The following is a 20,600-nucleotide window of genomic DNA, read 5'->3' as shown; positions in this document are numbered from 1 at the left end:
GCCGGGAAGGGGTCGGCTAGATCAGTACCGCACCGTTCGACGCCGATCCGACCAGCTTGGAGTATTTGGCCAGCACTCCTCGGGTGTAGCGCGGCGGCAGTGGTGCCCAGCCCTGTGCGCGGGAGTCCAGTTCGGCTGCGTCGACGAGTAGGTCGAGGGTGCCCTTGCCGACGTCGAGTCGGATCTGGTCACCGTCGCGGACGAAGGCGATGGGGCCGCCGTCGACTGCCTCTGGTGCCACGTGTCCGACGCAGAGGCCGGTGGTGCCGCCGGAGAATCGGCCGTCGGTGAGCAGCAGGACGTCCTTGCCGAGTCCCGCACCCTTGATGGCTCCGGTGATCGCGAGCATCTCGCGCATTCCCGGTCCGCCCTTGGGTCCCTCGTAGCGGATGACAACGACGTCGCCCGCTGCGATGGTGCCGTCTTCGAGGGCGTCCATGGCCGCGCGTTCACGCTCGAAAACGCGTGCGGTGCCGACGAAGACGTCGGAGTCGAAGCCCGCGGACTTGACCACGGCCCCGCCGGGGGCGAGTGAGCCTTCGAGGATGGTGATGCCGCCCGTCGGGTGGATCGGCTTGTCGAGTGCGCGCAGCACCTTGCCGTCGGGGTCCGGGGGTGCGATGTGAGCGAGGTTCTCCGCCACGGTCTTTCCGGTGACCGTCATGCAGTCGCCGTGCATCAGGCCGGCGTCGAGCAGAGCCTTCATGACCACCGGAACTCCGCCGATCGCGTCGACGTCGGTCATCACGTGCTTGCCGAAGGGCTTGACGTCGGCCAGGTGCGGAACCTTCGCGCCGACGCGGGTGAAGTCGGCGAGGGTCAGATCCACCTGCGCCTCGTGTGCGATGGCGAGCAGGTGCAGCACCGCGTTGGTCGAGCCGCCGAAGGCCATGACGACGGCGATGGCGTTCTCGAATGCTTCCTTGGTGAGGATGTCGCTGGTGCGGATGCCGCGTCGCAAGAGGTCGACGACGGCCTCGCCGCTGGCATGCGCGAATCCGTCGCGTCGGCGATCGGGAGCGGGGGGAGATGCGCTGCCGGGCAGCGACATTCCCATAGCTTCGGCTGCGCTGGCCATCGTGTTCGCGGTGTACATTCCGCCGCAGGCACCTTCGCCGGGGCAGATGGCGCGTTCGATGGTGTCGACGTCGGCGCGTGACATCAATCCGCGCGAACAGGCTCCGACGGCCTCGAAGGCGTCGATGATCGTCACCTGGTGCTCGCTGCCGTCGGACAGGGTCGCGAACCCGGGCAAGGTGGAGCCGGCGTAGAGGAAGACGCTCGCCAGGTCCAGACGTGCTGCGGCCATGAGCATTCCGGGCAGCGATTTGTCGCAACCGGCGAGCAGGACGGAACCGTCGAGGCGTTCTGCGCTGATGACGGTTTCGACGCTGTCCGCGATCACCTCACGTGAGACCAACGAGAAGTGCATGCCCTCGTGACCCATCGAGATACCGTCGGACACCGAAATGGTGCCGAATTCCAGCGGGTAGCCGCCGGCGGCGTGGACGCCCTTCTTGACGGCCTTCGCCAGACGTTCGAGCGAGAGGTTGCACGGGGTGATCTCGTTCCACGAGGACGCGACACCGATCTGGGATTTGCCCCAGTCTTCGTCGCCCATTCCGACGGCGCGGAGCATGCCGCGGGCAGCGGTCTTCTCCAGTCCGTCGGTGACGTCGCGACTGCGCGGCTTGACGTCGATGCCTTCTTGGGGATTCTGCGGGGTCGTCATGACACTCCTGAGCGGTCGGCGAATATGGATCCTCGGTCGCGTCCTGGAGGTTCCGCTCCTGAGGTCGCATTCACTGTCAACCCTAAACCCGTGGGTTCGGCGCATCACGAGGAGTGGTGGTCGAGGTGAGTCCTCGGTCGGATTTTTTCACCGCAAGTTCCCCTCCCGCAGTGACCAATGGCCCTGTCGTGCACTGCCCGCGTGGGTCGACAGTGGTGGGCAGCCATCGCCTCGCGGTGGAAGGTCGAGGAGAGATGATGAACGATCAGCCGGATTCTGCCGTGGTGGAGATGTTGGTGGAGCTCGCGTGTCGCGCTCCGTCGGTGCACAACAGTCAGCCGTGGAGGTGGGTTCTCTCCGAACACGGACTCGATCTGTTCACCGATCGGACGCGACTGCTGGGGGCGATCGACCCGACCGAGCGGCAGATGGTGCTCAGCTGTGGGGCAGCGCTGGACCATCTGTGTACCGCAGCCGCGGCTTTTCGGTGGACGGCCGACGTCGAGACGATGCCGACGGCTGATGCGCCGGACCATCTCGCACGTATTCGATTGACCCACGACGCGCACCCTCGATCGCACGAGTTCGACCTGTTGGCGGCCATCAATCGACGTCATTCGGATCGTCGGGCGTTCGGTCCGGTGCCGGACAACCGCATTCCGACACGCTACTTCGGGCGGGTCGACGGAGCCGACGACATCCGGACGACGTTCCTGTCGGCCGAATCCAAGGAAACGCTGGCCACGGCATCGCGGCTGAGCGCGAGCATTCGAAAGTACGACGCGTCGTATCAGGCCGAGATCAGGTGGTGGGCCGGACACTCGTTCCGATCGGGAGGGATTCCGCCCGAGGCCCTCACCGATCGCGCAGAGGCATCGAGGGTGCAGGTGGGCCGTGACTTTCCCGAGCCGCACCGAGTCGGTGGAACGGAAACACGAGAGCCGGTGACCGACGAGTCCACGGTGGTGCTTCTCGGTACTGCGTCCGACGAACGCCTGGACTGGTTGCAGTGCGGGCGGGCCATGTCCGCCTTCCTGCTGGCCGCAACCGCCGATGGACTCGCTACCTGCCCTCTCACACATATGACCGAGCAATCTGGCAGTCGCCGCCTGGTCGAGTCCTTGGCCCCCGGCCGGGGTGTGCCGCAGGTGCTCGTTCGGATCGGTGCGCCGATGATCGGCTCGCCTCTCGCTCCGACCCCGCGGCGAACGGTGTCGTCGGTGCTGTCGGTGGCCGCTCGCAGTGCGGCTCGGGGTTCGCGCAGAACCACGCCGCTGTGACCGGGTATCACGGACCGGAAACTGGGGACCAAATGCTCTGTGGTGCGCTCGCTGTCGAGCTGTCCAATGGGACACGAGTATCCGAGAACGGATGACCGTCGACGGGCCCGGCCGTGTGGTCCGCCCAGACCGAGGACAGGAGATGGCCATGGTTCTGGCACATCATCAGAAAATCGTTGTGGGCGTCGATGGTTCGCCGACCAGCATCTCCGCTGCACTCTGGGCGGCAACCCTGGCCGAGCGACTGAAGGCCCCGCTGCACATCGCCGGGGCGGTGCAGCATCCCGCGTTCTACCTCGGCGAGTCCGCATCGGTCGTTCCCCTCGACATCTGGGACGAGCAGCGTCGCGCCGCAGAACGCATCGTCACCGACGTTGCCACCTCGGTGCTGGCCCGGTATCCGCACAGCGCCGTGACCACGTCCGTGGAGGAGATGCCAGCGTGCTCCATGATGGTCGAACTCTCGCGCACCGCGCGCATGCTCGTCGTCGGCAACCCCGGTTCGGGGCCGATCGTGTCGGCGTTGTTCGGGAGCACAGCACAGAGGACATCGACGACGGCGTGGTGCCCGGTGATCGTGTGGCGCGAGGGAATCGACGCCGTCGACGCACCGATCCTCGTCGGTATCGACGGGAGTGCGACGAGTGAAGCGGCGGTCGAGCAGGCCTTCGATCTGGCTTCGAGGTTCGACGTGCCGATGATCGCCGCACATGCCTGGAGCTCGTTGTCCCAGGGTGCCGCTCTGTCCCTCCCCGGATCACCCGACGACAGCGAGATCGAGCGTGAACAGCAGCTGTTGCTGTCCGAGTGCCTTGCCGGGTGGAGCGAGAAATATCCGGACGTCACCGTGGAACATGTCGTACAGCAAGGCAACCCGGCTCACCTGCTGATAGAGCAGTCCAAACGGGCAGGCATCGTGGTGGTCGGCAGTCACGGGCGAGGAATCGTCGCCAGTGCCCTGTTCGGATCGACCAGCAACAACCTCACCCGGCATGCGCACTGCCCGGTGATGATCTGCAGGGACCGATGACCAACCGGACGGTGCCGAATCGTTCGCGCCACCACGAGGAACGCCGTCGCATACTCGACGCGAGCACCGCGAACCGGCTCGCACACAGCGCGACACGGGCTCGGTTGATCGGCCACGATCACTTCGGCCCCACCGTCGACGTCGTGCCCTGCATCTGGATCGGGAGTCGGGTGTACTTCTACGCCGAGGGGCGGTCGCAGTTGGGGCGTAGCATTCTCGACTCGTCGGTCGTGCTGGAGTTCGACGACGAGAATCCCTCTCGCGCAACAGTGTCCACCGTTGTCGTCCACGGTATCGCGCGTCCCGTCCTGGACGTGCGACGAGATGTCCTCGAACAGGCTCTGCCGCGGCCGCATTCGGAGGAACCGCCGATGCACAGGCTGGTCGAAGTGGCTCCGACGTCGGTCTCGGGCGTCGAACTGACATGCCCCGACCGCAGTAGCCATCCGAAATCGAACGACGTACCGCGGAGGACCACGACGATGACCGACGACGACGCAGCCGAGGCGCCGGGGGCGGTGGTGCTGGGGTCCGAGTCCATCACCGTCGACATACCGACGGCCACGGGACCGAGAGTCTTCCCGGTGACCACAGCCGCGATCGGGGGCGTGGTCCATGCGGTGATGATCGCGGAGTACGGACCGATCGGTGGAGTCTCTCCGGACGGGCATGTTCTCGCAACGGCCGTGTCGGACCTGTGGCCGGATGCACGAGTGTTCGAGCGTCGCAGTACCGGTGACCGCGGTGCCGACCCGCGTGGCTACGAGAGCTTCTACGTCGAACTGGACTCGAGCGGTCACCGATCCGACGCCGATCTCGAAGCGGTGTCTGCCCTGTTCCGCTGACCGCTCCCGGCCTCGTCACCGGCGACTGTCACCCGAACGCCGCACTGCCGCGGAGCGAACGGCCAGTGCAGCCTCCACCGATTCGGACACGGTCCCGGCGCACGACACCTTCTGTGCCGTCGGCCACGGGGCCCGGCTGCGCGTCATCGCCTCGTAGACCTGCCTGGTGGCGTCGGACACCGACGAACGGCGAGTGGCGATGCGCTGCAACGACGTCGAGGCCGGCACGACGCATTCGATCTCGATCGAGGTCGAATGCGCGAGGGTGGACAGCAAGCGTGCGCGCTCTCGCATACTGGGGTCGGTCCACGTCGCGTCGAAGACGACCGAACGGCCCGCTGCCACGAGTCCCCGTGCGCGACGGAGCAATTCCGCGTAGGTATGGTCGGTGACGCTCGCGCTGTACAGCCCTTCGCCCACCTCCGAATGCCGTGGCTCGGACGGATCGAGACCGGCCAGCTCCTTGCGCACCACATCGCTGGACAGAACCACGGCCCCTGTTCGAGCAGCGTACTCGGCTGCCACCGTGGACTTTCCGGTTCCGGGAAGCCCTCCGACAAGAGTCGTCGTCACCGTCGCCGCTTCGAGGTGCATCAGTGCCAGTCGGGCATGCGCGACGGCATCTGCAGTCGACGTCGCGCAGCCCTGGAGAGCGCGAATGCATGCGACCTTGGCGCGAACCGTGGCTCGGTAGGCGATGTAGTGGTCCACCAGCGACCTGGGTGGTGCGTCGCAGGCAGCCTCGAGGTAGGTGTCGACGACGAACCGCGCTGCGTCGAGTCTGCCGAGGTACTCGAGATCCATTGCCAAGCAACATATGTCGTCGAGACCGTCCAGGTATCGAAGGTCGTCGTCGAAATCGAGGCAATCCAGGATGCGCGGTCCGTCGGGCATGCAGAAGATGTCGTCGGCAAGCAGATCGCCGTGGCCGTCGACCGTGCGTTCCTGCGCCACTCGGAGGTCGAACAGGGAGCCTCTGCCTGCAAGGTAGCGGGCCGATCGCTCGTCGATCTCGTCGATCACCGCGGGGTCGATTATGGGGCGCGGGAGCGCACGCAGTTCGCGGATGTTCGCGGCCCATCGCCCACGGAGAGCCTCACGGGTTCCTGCACGATCGATCGTGTTTTCGTGTGCGCTGAATTTGTGCACTCGGGCCACGATCCGCGCGATCGCGACCAGTTCCTCGGTGACGTCGGCCCCACTTCGTGCCAGCGCGGACAGCTTTCGTGACTCGGGGAGCCTGCGCATCTTCAACAACGGCTCCGGTGGCGCGCCCTCGGGGTCGGTCAGTTCGGCGATACCCAGATACACATCCGGCGCGAACCGGGCATTGAGCGTGTATTCGCGATCGAGTGCGCGCCAACGTGAGTCGACGGTGGAGAAGTCCAGGAAGTCGTTCTGCACTGGCTTCTTCATCTTGTACGCGACGGAACCGAGCAGCATCACGTAGGCGGAGTGGGTTTCGTGGACGGTCACGCATCCGGAGCTGTGATGGGGGCCGGTAGTCGTTGTGGGGTGTGTTCGCTGATCGAGATCGGCCATCGGTGTCCTCCGGGCGAAGAGTGGTCCGACGAACGTCGATGTGGTGCATCGCCGATGCTGTCGTCGAGTCGGATGGGATCCGTCGTCGGCACACGTTACGAGAACCGCTGCCCACCCACACCGGACCTAGGTCACCGGGTTCGAGGACGTATGTCGACGATGTCGCCCAGCGGACCTCGGGCGTGGATCGTGACCTGCTGTGATCGTGACCTGCTGTGATCGTGACCTGCTGTGATCGTGACATTGTGCCCTGGTGCAGGGCCCGTGTGCGGCGGAAAATTTGGGCAGACACACGATCAGGGAGAGTGGGCGGTTGCGGTGTTCGGATACGACTTCGCTCGCTGGTGGCGCCTGGCACCGTGGAGTACCAATTCCCTGATGCGGGGCCGTGATCGAACCGCGGCTCTCGCCTTCGCCTGCGCGATGGCGGCGATTCTGGGACTCGTTCCCTTCGCCGCGCTGGTCGGATCTCTCACCTACGCCGATCTCGATGCCGAGTCGGTCCGAAAGAGCGCTACCACTCAACAGATCGATGCCGTGGTGACGACTGAGCCCACGCTGCGGTCGCAACCGAGTGGCACCGTCGACGTCATCGATCACTACGCGACTGTCGCTTGGGAATGGCCGCCGGGTCAGCTACACAGTGACGAGATTCGCGTACCGGACGGCACCGAACGGGGCGGCACCGTTCCGACGAGAGTCGATGCCGAGGGCAGGCGAGTTGCGGAACCGTCGTCCGCGACGTCGAACGTGCTGTTGGGAATCGCTGCAGCCGTCGGCTTCTGGGTGGTGGGCACGGTCGTCGTCGCCACCTCTCTCGTGGCGACGCGGTACTTCGACCGGCGAGCGCGGATGCGGCAGTGGGACCGCGACTGGCTGAAATTCGAGACCGAACGTGGTCGGACGAGGGGAGATTCGGCATGAGGGACCTCGGCCACCTCGATGATGGACCAAGTGCTCTGAATGTGGGGGCGACTGCAGATCTACGTTCGATTCTATTCGACTGCATCGACGGTCGACCACGAGACGAGGAAGAATCATGAGTAATTCCACCGACCGCGTGCGTCCCATCCTGGTAGGTATCGACGGCTCGAGCGAGGCCGACGCCGCAGCGCGGTGGGCGGCCGCCTATGCGGCGAAGGTGCGCGCACCCGTGCGCTTGATTCATGCAGTCCCCGAGGGGGATTGGTACGGATCGGCGGCGTTCGTCGACGGCGGTGCGCTGGAAAGGGACCTGCGTGCGATCGGGCGCAAGCATCTCGCCCGCGCCGAGGCAGCGATTCACGACGTAGCACCGGCGGTGTCCGTCGAGACGTTCACCGCCGATGGAACCATCGCCTCGTACGTGTCGAAGGCCGACGCGGAGCTGGTGGTGCTTGGATCGAGGAAGTCGAGCGCGCTGCGAGACCTGACTCTCGGCAGCAACACTCTCCGAGTCGTGACGCATGCACCGTGCCCGGTGCTGCTCATGCGCGACGCAGGCGGCAGCGCCGACGTCGGGCGTCCGATCGTGGTCGGGGTCGACGGAAGTGAGCAGTCGGATCGGGCGCTCGGTGCTGCTCTCGAGATCGCCCACACCCTCGGAACGCCGGTGGTCGCGGTGAACTACTGGGGATTCGCCGTTCAGGCAGGTCTGGGAACAGGATTCGAGAACGTCGATTGGGTGAGCATTCGCGAACACGAAAAGCATTGGGTCGAAACGCATGTGGAGACCATGCGCGAGAAGTACCCGGATGTTGCGCTGAGCACTGTGAGCGCGCAGTCGAGCCCGACGCGAGGCCTGCGTGCGATGTCCGCGTCGGCGTCGATGCTCGTGGTCGGGTGCCGAGGCCGGGGTGCATTCCTCGGAACGATTCTGGGATCGGTCAGTCAGAACCTCGTCCACCACGCCGACTGCTCGGTGCTGATCGTGCGGTGAGTCACGCGCTCCGACGCGAGGCAGGTGGTGGTGAGCCGATGTCGCAGTGTGGCGGGCAGTTCGACGCGTCCTCGCCGGTACCGCGGATCAGAGCCGCCGCAATGCCGGCACCGATCACCAGCAGTCCGGCGCACATCAGCATCGCGGTGTGGAAGCCGTCCGAGAACACCTCCGGTGCAGCGTAATCGGAGCCTGCGATACCGGCCAGCGCAGGCAATGCCGCCACGGCGAGCAACTGACTGGTGCGGGCCACGGCATTGTTGACGCCCGACGCGATTCCGGCGCGATCGGTGGACACCGCACCCAGAACCGCTCCGGTCAGCGGGGCCACCAGAGCGGACAGTCCGAGCCCGAAGACGACAACCGCGGGCAGAACGTCTGTGGCATAGGTGGATCCGGGCCCGATGCGCAACATCAGCAACAGTCCCAGCGCCGAGAGCAGAGGCCCGACGGTCATCGGAACACGAGGTCCGATGCGTCCGGCGATTCTCCCCGCGCGGGCGGACAGGACGAGCATGAGAGCGGTGATCGGCAGCGTGGCGACCCCGGCCGCGATCGGCGAGTAGCCCACGGCGAACTGCAACTGCAACACCAGAAGAAAGAACACTCCGCCCAGCGCCGCGTACACGGCGAAGGTGACGAGGTTGGCCGCCAGGAACACGCGTGAGGCGAACAGCGACGGCGGTACCAGTGGATTGCGCGAGCGACGCTCGATCACCACGAACACCCCGGCCGCGACGACACCCAGAGCGAGGGCCAGGGTGTGTGACTCGATCAGACCGTACGTGAGCAGACCCAGCGCCGCCGCGACGGTGACCGCGCCCGGCACGTCCAGTCGGCCGGATGCGTGCGGATCTCGGCTCTCCGGAACGTGTTTCGCGGTCACCCAGATCACGACGACGGCGAGCGGAATGTTGATCAGGAACACCGAACGCCAGCCGACGACGTCGACCAACCAGCCCCCGAGCAGCGGGCCGATCGCCGACGCCACGCCGCCCAGTCCCGACCACAGGCCGATTGCAGCTCCTCGATCCTCGGCCTTGATGGAGGCCGATATCAGCGCGAGAGAACCCGGCGTCAGCAGGGCCGCGCCGACCCCCTGAAGTAGTCGCGCCGCGATCAGCACCTCGATACTGGGGGCGAGCCCGCACAGCACCGACGCGGCCGCGAACCAGACGGTGCCCCAGACGAACACCCGCCTGCGCCCCAGCCGGTCACCGAGGGACCCGCCCAGCAGAATCAGCGACGCCAACGTCAGGGTGTAACCGCTGAGCGTCCACTGCAGACCGGTGACGCCCGCACCGAGATCGCGACCGATCGCAGGTAACGCGATGTTGACCACGGTGGCGTCGAGCATCGCCAGAGCCGAACCGAGCACCGTGGCTGCGACGATCCACCGCCCCCGAGCGCTCGAGACCGAGATGTCGGTGGCGGTCACAACCGTTCGACGCAGACGACGAAGTTGCGTGAGTCCTTCTCGAATCCATACAGCGCCGGGTCGGGGCAGTCGTCGACGGACGAGGTGCCCTGCAGGATGGTCACGACGCGGCGGGTGTCGGCACCGGGGGTGGCGCAGTCGATCCGCTGGGCGAATTCACCGACCAGGTCCATGCATCCGCCGACCTGCCAGTCGATGTCGAGGCACAGGGCTCCCTGTTCGATGTCGAAGTAGGTCTCGTAGTAGTACTGATCGGCGTCCTCGGGGCACTCGGCCGATGTCGGTGTCTTGGCGAAGACGACGTAGTTGGATTGCGGGGATCCGCAGGTCGCGTTGGCGATGGCCGCCTCGTCGACGGTGCCGCCCAGATTGACGCACTCGCCGATCTGCACGTCGATGTCGACGCTGCCGCCGTCGTCGATCTCGGGGGTCGGAGTGCTGGTGGGAGGGTTGGTGGTCGTGGTGGGCGCGATGGTGGCACCGGAGATGGCGACGGCGGTACCGGACACCTCCGACGCGCACCCGCCGAGTATCAGGGCCGCGCACGACGACAGCGCGAGAACGAGAGCGCGGACCGAACGGTTGGATGACGCCATGGTGAGTCCTGCCCTCGTAGGTTCGAGCGTGCCGTGTTCGTCGACCGTGCTCGTGTAGAAAATATCGGACTCGCTCGTCGGCTGCATGAGGCAGGATGAACTGCGTGGATCTTCCTCTTGCCGTGCCGGTCGCACCGATGCTCGCCAAAGCCGCGAAAGTGGTGCCCGCGCAGCCCGAGGACGGGCCGGCTGTGTGGTCGTACGAGCCGAAATGGGACGGGTTTCGCGCCATCGTCTTCCGCGACGGAGACGAAGTGGTGCTGGGGTCACGCGGCGGCAAGGACCTGGCCCGGTACTTCCCGGAGTTGGTGGAGGCGATCAAGGCCGAGCTACCCGAGAAGATCGTCGTCGACGGTGAGATCGTCGTACCCCGCGAGAAGGACGGTTCCACTCGCCTCGACTGGGAGTCGCTGTCCGAACGAATTCATCCCGCGGCGAGTCGGGTGACGATGCTCGCGGAGAAGACTCCGGCGCAGTTCATCGGCTTCGACCTGTTGGCCGTCGGCGACGAGGACCTGACGAATGAGCCGTTCTCGACGCGGCGAGCGAGACTGCTCGACGTGGTCGGCCCGCACCCGAAGAGTTGCTTCGTCACCTCGGCGACCGAGGATGCGGCGGTGGCCGAGGACTGGTTCGAGCGGTTCGAGGGTGCCGGGCTGGACGGTGTGGTGGCCAAGAAGCTCGACGGGCTCTATCTGCCCAACAAGCGCGAGATGATCAAGATCAAGCATGCGCGCACTGCCGACTGCGTGTTGATCGGCTATCGAATTCACAAGTCCGGCAACGGTATCGGTTCTTTGCTGCTCGGTCTGTACGACGGTGACGACCTGCGGATGATCGGCGGTGCGTCGGCGTTCACCGACAAACGCCGGTTGGAATTGCTCGAAGAGCTCGAACCGCTGCGACTCGGCGACGACGTCACGTACGACGGTGAAGCCACCCGCTGGAATTCGTCGAACGACCGCAACTGGATCCCGGTACGTATCGAGCGGGTCATCGAGGTGGCCTACGACCAGATGGAAGGGGCACGGCTGCGGCACGTGGCGCGCTTCCTGCGGTGGCGACCCGATCGCGATCCACGCTCGTGTGCCTACGACCAGCTCGAGGTTCCCGTGCGCTACGACGTCGCCGACGTCATTGCCGGGGGACGATAGCCATGGCCGCGAAAACACCACCGGCGTTCGTGCAGGCCGGCGAACGCGAAGTCCGAGTGTCGAGCCCCGATCGCGTCATCTACGAGGCCACCGAACGCACTCCGGAGATCACCAAGCTGCAGGTGTGCGAGTACTTCGCGGCCGTCGGTGAGCCGCTGATGCGGGCCATCGGTGACCGCCCCACCGCGATGGAGCGTTGGCCCGACGGCTATCGCGAAGGCATGAGATTGGCACTCGGCCCCCAGGACAAGGAGGGCGACGGCTTCTACCAGAAGCGGTTGCCCAAGGGTGCGCCCGAGTGGATCGAGACGGTGAAGATCGCGTTCCCCAGCAAGCGCACTGCCGAGGAGTTGTGTCCCTCGGAACCTGCTGCGCTGGTGTGGGCGGCGCAGATGGGCACGCTGACGTTTCATCCGTGGCCGGTGCGTCGACCGGACGTCGACCATCCCGACGAGTTGCGGCTCGACCTCGATCCGCAGCCCGGGACCACGTTCGCCGACGCCCTGCGCGTCGCCGACGTGACCCGAGAGCTGTTGGAGGAGTTGGGCTTACGCGGCTACCCGAAGACCAGCGGCAATCGGGGTATCCACATCTACGTCCGCATCGAGCCGCAGTACACCTTCGAGCAGGTGCGCCACGCGGCCATCGGTCTGGGCCGAGAACTCGAACGGCGCGACGACGGGGTGACCACCAACTGGTGGAAAGAGGAACGCGGAGAACGCATCTTCATCGACTACAACCAGAACAACCGAGACCGAACCATCGCCAGCGCCTGGAGTCTGCGCGCTCGACCGGGCGCGACGGTGAGCACCCCGATGACGTGGTCGCAGTTGGCCGAGGTCACCGATCCACGTGACTACAACCTCGTCACGGTGCCGGACTACGTGTCGGACGGAGACCCGTGGGCCGATATGGACGAGCAGGCCTACTCCCTCGAACCCCTTCTGCACCTGTGGGAAACACTGCCAGGCGGGGAGCTGAACTTTCCGCCGGATTACCCCAAGATGCCCGGCGAACCGCCGCGCGTGCAGCCGTCGAAAAAGGTTGCCGAGCACTGGGATGCAGAGGGTAATCGCACCGAGAGCTGACGGAGTTGCGATCTCTCTTTCGCGACTGCCTGCGCGGAGTATCCATCACCCCACGCGCGCATGTCTTTTCGCTTCGCGATCGGCCTCGAGTCCACTCATGGTCAGGATGACGGCTCCACCGAGTGCCAAGGCCGCCGAGAGCGTCAGCATGGCCGTGGCGGGGACGAAGCCCAGGACCAGTAGCCCTGCGATCGACACCGCTGATGCGAGGCAATGGATGGCGGCCGCCATCATGAAGGGATATGCGGCTCTATGGCCGGCGACCCAGGCTTCCTTGCTGGACTTGGTTGCCCGCGTCTTGATGCCGATCAGCGAATTGGGTTCTTGGTCCGGGTCTTTGGTCACCAGTGCGGTCACGTATACCGTCAGCGACAACACGAACAGTGTCAGCGCGATCGCTCCCGTTACCGCGCGCGCGGATTCTGCGTCCACGGTCGATCCCTTCCGTCTCGGTTGCCATACGCCTCACCGCAGCATACCGTTCGGTCTACTTCGAGTCGCCGGGCAAGGGTGCACACTACGGAGCCGTATCGACGGGATCCGGTCGATACGGCCGTGTTCTGTGCAACCCGGCCCACCCTCACATGGATTCGAGTTCCCGGATCAACGTTGCCGCATCGTACGGTCCGATGTGGCGGGTCAGGTTCTTGTCGCCGCGTCCCAGGTAGAACGTCGGGGTGCCGTCCACGTCCGAGGACGAGGCGTCGAGTTCGTCGTCCTCGACGCGAACGACGTGATCGCCGGTGCGGATGTCGTCCTCGAACCTGTCCATGTCGAGGCCGAGTTCGCGTGCGTAGCCGTCGATGTCGTCGGGTTCGAGAGCATCACTGTTGCGGAACAACATGTCGGCCATCTCCCAGAACTTGCCCTGCGCTGCGGCGGCCTCGCTGGCGTATGCGGCGTAGCGGGCGTGCGGGTGATAGTCGTCGAGCGGTAGGTGTCGGTAGACGTAGCGCAGGTCGTCGCCGAAATGCTTGCGTACCTCGGCGACGCTGCCGGTTGCCTTGCTGCAGAACGGGCATTCGAAGTCGGCGTACTCCACGATGGTCAGTGGTGCGTCGACCGGACCGCGGATGTGATCGCGTTTGGCGCTGACCGGACGCAGGATGCGGAGCGACGCTTCGGCTTTCGGCGGGTGGATCTTCGCGTCGATGCGGAACAGGATCCAGCCCAGCGCCGCCGCGATGACCGAGGCCGCCAACACGCCGACGCGTGCCTCGTCGGCCAGCAGTTCGTCGTCCAGTGCGAGGTCGATGATGAACAGCGAGATCGTGAACCCGATTCCGGACATCGCCGCACCACCGGCGATGTGCGACAGTGTCAGTCCCGGAGCCAGGGACGACGGTCGCAGCTTCGCGAAAACCGCGGAGGCAGCGGTGATTCCGACGAGCTTACCGAGGACGAGACCGGCGATGATGCCCCAGGTGAGTGTCGAGGTCGATGCAGCTTTCAGTGTCTCCGAGCTGAGCACCACGCCGGCGTTGGCGAGCGCGAAGATCGGCACGATGATGAACGCCGTGTACGGCTGATAGAGCCGCATGAGACGTTCGTTGACCGAGACTGCTCGATCGAGTCCGAGGCGAGCCGCGCGGGCGTATTCGGGATTGGGCGATTGCCGGAACGCGCGCGTCAGGTCCGACGCACGTTCCACCTCGGTGCGTCTCGGCGGGTAGACCGGAAGGATCAGCGCGATCATCACTCCCGCAAGAGTGGGGTGGACTCCGGACTCGTACATCGCGGTCCAGGTGAACAGTGCGACGACGAAGTACCCCACGCCGCGCCACACCTCGAGCCGGCGCAACAGGAAGATCAGTCCGAGCCCGACGAACGCCAGAATCAGTGGCACCACATCGAGGTCGTCGGTGTAGAAGAACGCGATGATCGCCAGTGCGCCCACATCGTCCGCAACAGCGAGGGTGAGCAGGAAGATGCGGAGCCGCGCAGCCTTCTTCGGCCCGAGGACGGCGAGCGCCCCGAGCAGGAATGCGGTGTCGGTGGAGATGACGACGCCCCACGCCTGAGCCGCGGGCCCGGACGGATTGAAGGCGAGGAACAGCAGCGCAGGCGCGGCCAGGCCGGCAACGGCAGCGACGATAGGTATCGCGGCACGTGATCGATCGGTGAGCTCGCCCATCGCGAACTCGCGCTTGACCTCGAGGCCGACGACGAAGAAGAACAGTGCCATGAGCCCGTCGTTGACCCAGTGGGCGAGATCGAGGGAGATGCCGTGCCGGCCGACGGTGATCGACAGCTCTGTGTGCCAGAACGACTGATAGGTCTCGCCGAAGGGTGAGTTGGCCCAGATCAGGGCGATCAGCGTCGCCGCGAGCAGAAAGCCCGCCGCCAGGGTCTCGCTGTTCTTCTCCCCGCGAGCCCGGGAGATCCGTTCGACGAACCGTGCCATGGGCCGACTCGTCGGCGTGATCTGATCTGCCATCGTTCGGCCTGTGTCCTTCCGAGAGTGTTGTGAAGCAGTCTGTACCAACGCGACGGTCGGCGCTTTGCTTCCACGCAGGTGAGTGTGGTTGTCGGGCCAGCTGCCCGGTGTTGTGATGGGAGAGATGTGCACGACATATTCGGTAATCGGCATTAGTCCGTCGAGAATCGGGAATACAAGTCCGACTCACCCCTGCCACGAAGGAACATCCATGCGTGATTTCATCTGCCGCAAATGCGGACAGAAGCTGTCGTTCGAGAACTCACTGTGTCTGAGCTGCTCGAGCGCACTCGGCTTCCATCTGCCGAGCAGAGCCCTGCTGGTGCTCCCCGACAAGGCCGACGACGGTGTTGCCGAGGCAGAGGTGGACGGTGCCACGTGGAAGATGTGCGCCAACCTCAACACTGCCCGTTGCAACTGGCTCGTCGACACCGCAGACGCCGACGAACTCTGCGTGTCCTGCCGGCTCACCCGCACTCGCCCCGCCGACGACGACGTCGACGCGATGGCCGCGTACGCGGACGCGGAGACCAACAAGCGCCGCGTCGTCCTCGAACTCACCGAACTCGGCCTGCCGATCATGGGTCGCGACGAGGACAACGCCACGGGCCTGGTCTTCGATCTGCTCTCGAGTGCCGATCAGCAGGTGATGACCGGCCACGACAACGGCCTGATCACTCTCGACCTCGCCGAGGGCGACGACGTGCACCGCGAGCAGTTGCGCGTGGCGATGTCCGAGCCGTACCGCACACTCGTCGGACACTTCCGGCACGAGATCGGCCACTATTACCAGATGGTGCTGGTCGGAAACGGCGAGCATCGCGCGGCGTTCGAGGAGCTCTTCGGAGACCCGGATTCCGATTACCAGGCCGCGCTCGATCGCCACTACAGCGAGGGTGCACCGGCCAACTGGGAGGACGACTACGTCTCGTCCTACGCCACCATGCACCCCGCCGAGGACTGGGCCGAGACGTTCGCGCACTACCTCCACATTCGCGACACCCTCGACACGGCCGCTGCGTTCGGCATGGCACCGGCCGGTTCCACGCTGGAGAGCCCGCTGCCGGGTGACGTCGGCTTCGATCAGATCATCGAGTGGTGGCTGCCGTTGTCGTGGGCGCTGAACCAGATCAACCGATCGATGGGCCACCAGGATCTCTACCCGTTCGTGCTGCCGCCGACCGTCGTGAAGAAAATCGGGTACGTGCACTCGCTGATCGCACCCAGCACACTCTGATGCTCTGCTAACTGTTCTTGAGCTTCGTGGCCCGGGGCGTATCCTGTGTTGTCGGCATGCCGCCGATGCGGGGTACGCCCTGTGCAGTAGCGGGACCAGTGCAGTAGCAGGACGAGGTGGCGACCATCAGCGAGCAGACAGTGGATTCGACGGGCACTCGCCCGCCGGTCACCGATTACGAGCTGAGCCGACGGTTGGCCGAGGTCGCGGAGAAGCTGCGCCGTCAGCATTCCGATCCCGAGCGTGTTCTGGCCGTCATCACCGAGTCGGCGGTGGCCAATGTGCCGTCTGCAGAGTTCGCGTCCATCACCACCGTGCTGCAGGGCAAGTTCGTACACAGCGCGGCGCTGTCGGGAGAGCCCGCAGGCCACTGCGACAAGATCCAGGAACAGCTGGGCGAGGGACCGTGCCTCGAATCGGCGATCGAACAGACGACCATCAGGATCGACGACATGGACAGCGACACCCGCTGGCCACTGTTCGCCGACGCGGCGTCCGCTCTCGGAGTCAAGAGCATGATCTGCTTCCAGCTCTATGTCGAGGGAGTCAACTTCGGCGCACTGAACCTGCACTCCACCCGTACCGACGCGTTCAGTGCCGAGGCCGAGTCGATCGGCTCACTGTTCGCTGCGCACGCGGCCATCGCGTTCTCCACCGCACGCGAGGAACAGCAGATCCGAGCCGCGTTGACGAGCCGAGATCTGATCGGTCAGGCCAAGGGCATGTTGATGGAGCGCTACAACCTGAATTCGCAAGCGGCATTCGCATTGCTGGCCAAGCTGTCTCAGGACACCAACGTCAAACTCGCCGATCTCGCCGAACAGCTGGTCATCGACGCCGCGAAATCGACCGACTGAGCCCCGTCTCCAGCGGTCGGGCGCAGTCAGCGCACATCGAGGCCGTCGGTACTCGCTACCGACACGGCCGGGCTGTCCGACGCGACGAAGACCTCGATCCTGACGTCCTCGTCCAGGTAGCGACTGAGTAGCGCCAATCCTGGTGTGGCGGCGATGATCTCGTGTACGCGGTCACCCGAGATCGGGTAGTCGTCCACGTCGTGACGCCAGTGCGCCGCCACCAGGGTGCCGCCGGCCTCCAAGTGCTCGACGACGCGGGTGGCCGCCGACGTCAGGTCGTCGGCGTCGAGGTAGTACCCGACTTCGCTGATGACGATGAGATCGAACATCGCCTCGGGTGTGGGCAGGGTCGACCAGTCCTCGGACAGTGACCACAGCGCGAATTCGACTGCAGCAGTATCACCGACGCGCCTGCGTGCGGAATCGAGGGCGCTGTCCACCACGTCGGTGGACACCACGTGATCGCACCGGGTCGCCAATTGTTCGGTGAGCACCCCGATGGAGCAGCCGGGTTCGAGCGCGCGCCGATAATGCGGCTTCGGTAGCGACGCCAGGGTCAGTGCATATTTTCGCCGCTCGTACCATTTGCTGTCGAGCATGAACGGATCGTCCTCGGCCGCATAGACATTGCGGAAGTAGTCGGCACCGAGGCTGGTTGGAGAACCGTGGCTCGTCCGAGAATCCATGCTCACGCGAACACCACTTCGAACGGTCGCCGATAGCGGGCCAAGATGTGGGGCGGCAACACCGCTCGGTCCGCAGGGTGATCGGACAGTGGATGGATCTGGGAATCGAACTGCTCGATCGACGCTCGCTTGGCGGCGAGGGTGTGTTCCGGAAGGTCGATACGGCGTCCACGCTTCCACGGCACAGCAGGATGATTCGGAGTTGCCCAGTGCCACATCCAGATCGGGTACTCCACCACGGGGATCCCGACGGCGTTCGCCGCGGTGAGACAGGCACGCGCAGTGGCTTCGTGGTCGGGATGTCCGTCTCCGCGCCAGGGCGTCAGACACCAAGTACCCGGAGCGGCGTCGAGCAGCGGTATCAGTGCATCGGCCACCGCGCCCTCGTGATCCTCGACGGCCCCATCGGCGATCTGCAGCCGCGTCGGAGAGTGGTCGATACCCAACTCGGCCAAGGCACGCTCGGATTCGACGGGGCGACGCGCACGCAGATCTTCCGCCGTGACGGTGGGGGAACCGGGATGGGAGCCGTCGCCGTCGGTCACCGCGACCACCCTCACGTCGACACCTGCCGCGGCCGCCAACGACAGCAGGCCACCGACGCCGAGTACCTCGTCGTCCGGGTGCGGAGCGACAACGACCATGGTGACGACGTCCTTCCACTGCAGACCGGGGATTGACCAGTCGGCCGACATCCAGTCCGATTCGGCGGTGCCGACATCGACTTCGGCGTCGAATGCGTTCTCTACCATGGGTTGTCCTCCTCGGCGATGTCGTGCCCGAGCGCTTCGAGATCGCGTTCGGCGTGGCTCTGCCTCAGATAGACGGTGAGATCGGCGACGCGCCGCGCGTGCTCGGCATCGCTGCACAGCGGGCCGGCACCGAGAGCGCGACCGACGCGGTCGATGCACTGAGTCGCCGCGTCCTCGACCACTGCCCGCACGATGCGGGCTCGGGTTCGGGCTCGACCGGAGCGGTCGAACGGATCCGCGTCCACCTCGGCGGCAGCGGTGGTCAGCGCGCTCGAGGCCGCACCGAGTGCCGCTGCGATGGCACCGAGATGCGCGGCGCGGTGCGGGTCCGGCCTGTCGCGGACGGCGGCATGAAGCGTGTCCGCCACCGCGCACGCGCTCCCGAACCAAGCTGCAGACACTCCGATGGCCCCGTGCCAGAAGCCCGGCCGAGTCAGGTAGTCGGTCGGTCCACCGACCGCAACGGCCGGGACGCTGTCGAATGCAACCGAGCCGGAATCGCTCTCGCTCATCCCCACCGCATGCCACGTGTTCGGTACCGGAGTTGCGCCCGGATGCGTCAGATCGACGGCGAACAGCCGCGGACTGCCCTCCACGCGCGCGGTGACGAGAGCATGCGTGCACAGTGACGCACCCGAGCACCACGGCTTCGTTCCGGTGAGAACCCAGCCCGAGTCCTCCAGCACTGCTTCGAGAATCGGCGCGGGCGGTTCCGCAGCCCACACTCCCCAGATCTGCCCGCGCTGCGGCGTCGGACCGTCGAGTTCGTGCAGGATGGCGATCGCGTCGGTATGTGCTTCGGACCACCGGCCCAGCACCGTGTTGTGACGGCTCAGGGCGGCGAGCGACTGCCAGCGCAGGTCGGTGTATCCCGAGCCGGGCAGCGCCAGATCGAGACGACCGTCCGCCTCGAAGGCCAAGAACGCGTTGCGCAGCCCGGTGTCGATGTCTGCGCGGCCGGTGGACTCGAGAAAATCGGTTTCGCTCATGCGGTGGCCTCCAGAGCACGTAGGAATCCGGCCATGCCGTCGGGCGCTCTACCGCGCAGTCGACCCGATGTCGTGACCGGAATGTCGCACACCCGACGGCACTCGATGCCGCCGAGCTCGAGTCGTCGGACCAGATCGTGGTCCTCGCCGGTGGCCAGTGGTCCGAACCCGCCGACGGCGAGGTACTCCGCCGCTCGGACACCGAGGTTGGCACCGTGCACGTGGGGGTGGCCGAACTCGTGTCGGTAGTGCGCGTCGTACGAGGTTCGCAACCCGAGGTTGTCCTCGACGTGGCCCTCGAAATCGACCGCCACCGTTCCGGCCACTGCTCGAGCGCCCTCGGCGGCATGCCGTAGATGGCCGAGCAGCCAGTCCTCACCCACCCGGGTGTCGGCATCGGTGGTGGCGAACCAGGTGGCGTCGAGTCGACCGCCGTCTCGGGAGCCGCACGAGAATCCGGCGGCTCTGGCCGCTCCGACGTTGCGATGCATCACCTCGATCGCCGACACGGACGGGTGACGTGCCGCGATGCGCACGGAGTCGTCGGTGCACGCATCGAGCACGACGATCGTCGAGACGGACACCGAGGCCGCGTCCATGACGCGGCGCTGCGCTCGCGCCAGGGCGGTCAGGCAGGCGTCGAGCAGATCCTGCTCGTTGTGCGCCGGTACGACGACGACGATGTGGCTGACTGGGGTACGGGGGAAAGCATCGGAGATCACGGTCCACCCTTTTCGGACACCGGACGTCGGAAGAGTCCGTTTCGGAAACCGCCGGTGTCTGGACGGGATGTGCTCCCGTCGCACATACCCATTCCCCGGCAGCCGACACATGTGGACCGACCTGCAGTGACAGCGCTCGGGACCGGTTGCGGGAAGATACTCGTACTCGCGGTTTCTTTCGTCCGTTTCGGAAATATCCGATTAGCAAATGTCGGGGCGGTATGTGTTAATGGGCTTTGCTCACGCACAGCTCTGTCGGTGGGCATCGCGACGCAGCACGAAGGATGGTCGGATTAC

The 20,600-nt window shown here is 65.7% G+C and carries 19 protein-coding genes; 9 read left to right on the top strand and 10 right to left on the bottom strand.

The annotated features are described in order from the left end of the window. Positions 1–16: 16 nt before the first annotated feature. Positions 17–1,732 carry a dihydroxy-acid dehydratase gene (ilvD, locus tag CH295_RS07920; RefSeq protein WP_037196185.1) on the bottom strand — a complete coding sequence of 572 codons (1,716 nt, stop codon included), beginning with the start codon at positions 1,730–1,732 and terminating at the stop codon, positions 17–19. Positions 1,733–1,989: 257 nt separating this feature from the next. Between ilvD and CH295_RS07915 the strand changes: the two genes are divergently transcribed. From CH295_RS07915 to CH295_RS07905, 3 genes are all read left to right on the top strand, one after another. Further along, positions 1,990–3,012: an Acg family FMN-binding oxidoreductase gene (locus CH295_RS07915; protein WP_353955466.1), complete on the top strand. Its 1,023-nt coding sequence runs from the start codon at positions 1,990–1,992 to the stop codon at positions 3,010–3,012. A 142-nt stretch (positions 3,013–3,154) separates the two neighbouring features. Further along, a complete protein-coding gene (locus CH295_RS07910) occupies positions 3,155–4,042 on the top strand; it encodes a universal stress protein (RefSeq protein WP_170945800.1) in 888 nt (295 codons plus the stop codon). Continuing rightward, positions 4,039–4,887: a hypothetical protein gene (locus CH295_RS07905; protein ID WP_094740264.1), complete on the top strand. Its 849-nt coding sequence runs from the start codon at positions 4,039–4,041 to the stop codon at positions 4,885–4,887. The genes CH295_RS07910 and CH295_RS07905 overlap by 4 nt, the downstream gene beginning before the upstream one ends. Positions 4,888–4,902: 15 nt before the next feature. Here the strand turns inward: CH295_RS07905 and CH295_RS07900 are convergent, their stop codons facing one another. Then, complete coding sequence (locus CH295_RS07900; protein ID WP_094740263.1) at positions 4,903–6,429, bottom strand: bifunctional aminoglycoside phosphotransferase/ATP-binding protein; 1,527 nt, start codon at positions 6,427–6,429, stop codon at positions 4,903–4,905. Positions 6,430–6,747: 318 nt separating this feature from the next. Between CH295_RS07900 and CH295_RS07895 the strand changes: the two genes are divergently transcribed. Then, positions 6,748–7,353, top strand: coding sequence for an Rv1733c family protein (locus CH295_RS07895; protein WP_094740262.1), 606 nt, complete (start codon positions 6,748–6,750; stop codon positions 7,351–7,353). Between the two features lie 115 nt (positions 7,354–7,468). Then, positions 7,469–8,347, top strand: coding sequence for a universal stress protein (locus CH295_RS07890; protein WP_094740261.1), 879 nt, complete (start codon positions 7,469–7,471; stop codon positions 8,345–8,347). A gap of 1 nt (position 8,348) precedes the next feature. Here the strand turns inward: CH295_RS07890 and CH295_RS07885 are convergent, their stop codons facing one another. Next, the gene (locus CH295_RS07885; RefSeq protein WP_094740260.1) at positions 8,349–9,785 is read right to left on the bottom strand and encodes an MFS transporter; all 1,437 of its coding nucleotides are present in this window, start codon (positions 9,783–9,785) and stop codon (positions 8,349–8,351) included. After that, the gene (gene lppU, locus CH295_RS07880; protein ID WP_094740337.1) at positions 9,782–10,381 is read right to left on the bottom strand and encodes an LppU family putative lipoprotein; all 600 of its coding nucleotides are present in this window, start codon (positions 10,379–10,381) and stop codon (positions 9,782–9,784) included. The genes CH295_RS07885 and lppU overlap by 4 nt, the downstream gene beginning before the upstream one ends. A 104-nt stretch (positions 10,382–10,485) precedes the next feature. On the opposite strand from lppU, the gene CH295_RS07875 reads away from it, so the two are divergent. Together CH295_RS07875 and CH295_RS07870 are read left to right on the top strand one after the other, a co-directional pair. After that, the gene (locus CH295_RS07875; RefSeq protein ID WP_094740336.1) at positions 10,486–11,535 is read left to right on the top strand and encodes an ATP-dependent DNA ligase; all 1,050 of its coding nucleotides are present in this window, start codon (positions 10,486–10,488) and stop codon (positions 11,533–11,535) included. Between the two features lie 2 nt (positions 11,536–11,537). Next, complete coding sequence (locus tag CH295_RS07870; protein WP_094740259.1) at positions 11,538–12,623, top strand: DNA polymerase domain-containing protein; 1,086 nt, start codon at positions 11,538–11,540, stop codon at positions 12,621–12,623. Between the two features lie 45 nt (positions 12,624–12,668). On the opposite strand, the gene CH295_RS07865 is transcribed toward CH295_RS07870, so the two are convergent. Both CH295_RS07865 and nhaA read right to left on the bottom strand, forming a co-directional pair. Continuing rightward, complete coding sequence (locus CH295_RS07865) at positions 12,669–13,055, bottom strand: SdpI family protein (protein ID WP_094740258.1); 387 nt, start codon at positions 13,053–13,055, stop codon at positions 12,669–12,671. Between the two features lie 148 nt (positions 13,056–13,203). Further along, positions 13,204–15,060 (bottom strand): Na+/H+ antiporter NhaA, encoded by a 1,857-nt coding sequence (gene nhaA, locus CH295_RS07860; RefSeq protein ID WP_094740335.1) that lies wholly within the window; start codon positions 15,058–15,060, stop codon positions 13,204–13,206. A gap of 211 nt (positions 15,061–15,271) precedes the next feature. On the opposite strand from nhaA, the gene CH295_RS07855 reads away from it, so the two are divergent. Both CH295_RS07855 and CH295_RS07850 read left to right on the top strand, forming a co-directional pair. After that, entirely contained in the window at positions 15,272–16,297 is a 1,026-nt protein-coding gene (locus CH295_RS07855) for a zinc-binding metallopeptidase family protein (RefSeq protein WP_094740257.1), read from the top strand. Positions 16,298–16,413: 116 nt separating this feature from the next. Continuing rightward, positions 16,414–17,154 (top strand): GAF and ANTAR domain-containing protein, encoded by a 741-nt coding sequence (locus CH295_RS07850; RefSeq protein ID WP_170945799.1) that lies wholly within the window; start codon positions 16,414–16,416, stop codon positions 17,152–17,154. Positions 17,155–17,180: 26 nt separating this feature from the next. Here the strand turns inward: CH295_RS07850 and CH295_RS07845 are convergent, their stop codons facing one another. The 4 genes from CH295_RS07845 to CH295_RS07830 are packed head-to-tail and all read right to left on the bottom strand — an operon-like array spanning position 17,181 to position 20,303. Next, positions 17,181–17,840 (bottom strand): class I SAM-dependent DNA methyltransferase, encoded by a 660-nt coding sequence (locus tag CH295_RS07845; protein WP_094740256.1) that lies wholly within the window; start codon positions 17,838–17,840, stop codon positions 17,181–17,183. Positions 17,841–17,842: 2 nt separating this feature from the next. Beyond that, the gene (locus CH295_RS07840; RefSeq protein ID WP_094740255.1) at positions 17,843–18,592 is read right to left on the bottom strand and encodes a PIG-L deacetylase family protein; all 750 of its coding nucleotides are present in this window, start codon (positions 18,590–18,592) and stop codon (positions 17,843–17,845) included. Next, positions 18,586–19,581, bottom strand: a complete 996-nt coding sequence (locus CH295_RS07835; RefSeq protein ID WP_252341952.1) for an acyl-CoA dehydrogenase family protein — start codon at positions 19,579–19,581, stop codon at positions 18,586–18,588. The genes CH295_RS07840 and CH295_RS07835 overlap by 7 nt, the downstream gene beginning before the upstream one ends. Then, positions 19,578–20,303, bottom strand: a complete 726-nt coding sequence (locus tag CH295_RS07830; RefSeq protein WP_252341951.1) for a glycosyltransferase family 2 protein — start codon at positions 20,301–20,303, stop codon at positions 19,578–19,580. Before CH295_RS07830 ends, CH295_RS07835 begins: the two co-directional genes overlap by 4 nt. Between the last annotated feature and the right edge of the window lie 297 nt (positions 20,304–20,600).

Origin of the sequence: Rhodococcus sp. 14-2483-1-2 (assembly GCF_002259405.1) — a bacterium.
GTDB lineage: Bacteria > Actinomycetota > Actinomycetes > Mycobacteriales > Mycobacteriaceae > Rhodococcoides.
This window is presented reverse-complemented; position numbering and strand designations above follow the sequence as displayed.

Coding starts and splice junctions, on each gene's coding strand:
- ilvD (WP_037196185.1), bottom strand. CDS start 1,732: ATGACGACCCCGCAGAATCCCCAAGAAGGCATCGACGTCAAGCCGCGC.
- CH295_RS07915 (WP_353955466.1), top strand. CDS start 1,990: ATGAACGATCAGCCGGATTCTGCCGTGGTGGAGATGTTGGTGGAGCTC.
- CH295_RS07910 (WP_170945800.1), top strand. CDS start 3,155: ATGGCCATGGTTCTGGCACATCATCAGAAAATCGTTGTGGGCGTCGAT.
- CH295_RS07905 (WP_094740264.1), top strand. CDS start 4,039: ATGACCAACCGGACGGTGCCGAATCGTTCGCGCCACCACGAGGAACGC.
- CH295_RS07900 (WP_094740263.1), bottom strand. CDS start 6,429: ATGGCCGATCTCGATCAGCGAACACACCCCACAACGACTACCGGCCCC.
- CH295_RS07890 (WP_094740261.1), top strand. CDS start 7,469: ATGAGTAATTCCACCGACCGCGTGCGTCCCATCCTGGTAGGTATCGAC.
- lppU (WP_094740337.1), bottom strand. CDS start 10,381: ATGGCGTCATCCAACCGTTCGGTCCGCGCTCTCGTTCTCGCGCTGTCG.
- CH295_RS07870 (WP_094740259.1), top strand. CDS start 11,538: ATGGCCGCGAAAACACCACCGGCGTTCGTGCAGGCCGGCGAACGCGAA.
- nhaA (WP_094740335.1), bottom strand. CDS start 15,060: ATGGCAGATCAGATCACGCCGACGAGTCGGCCCATGGCACGGTTCGTC.
- CH295_RS07855 (WP_094740257.1), top strand. CDS start 15,272: ATGCGTGATTTCATCTGCCGCAAATGCGGACAGAAGCTGTCGTTCGAG.
- CH295_RS07845 (WP_094740256.1), bottom strand. CDS start 17,840: ATGGATTCTCGGACGAGCCACGGTTCTCCAACCAGCCTCGGTGCCGAC.
- CH295_RS07840 (WP_094740255.1), bottom strand. CDS start 18,592: ATGGTAGAGAACGCATTCGACGCCGAAGTCGATGTCGGCACCGCCGAA.
- CH295_RS07835 (WP_252341952.1), bottom strand. CDS start 19,581: ATGAGCGAAACCGATTTTCTCGAGTCCACCGGCCGCGCAGACATCGAC.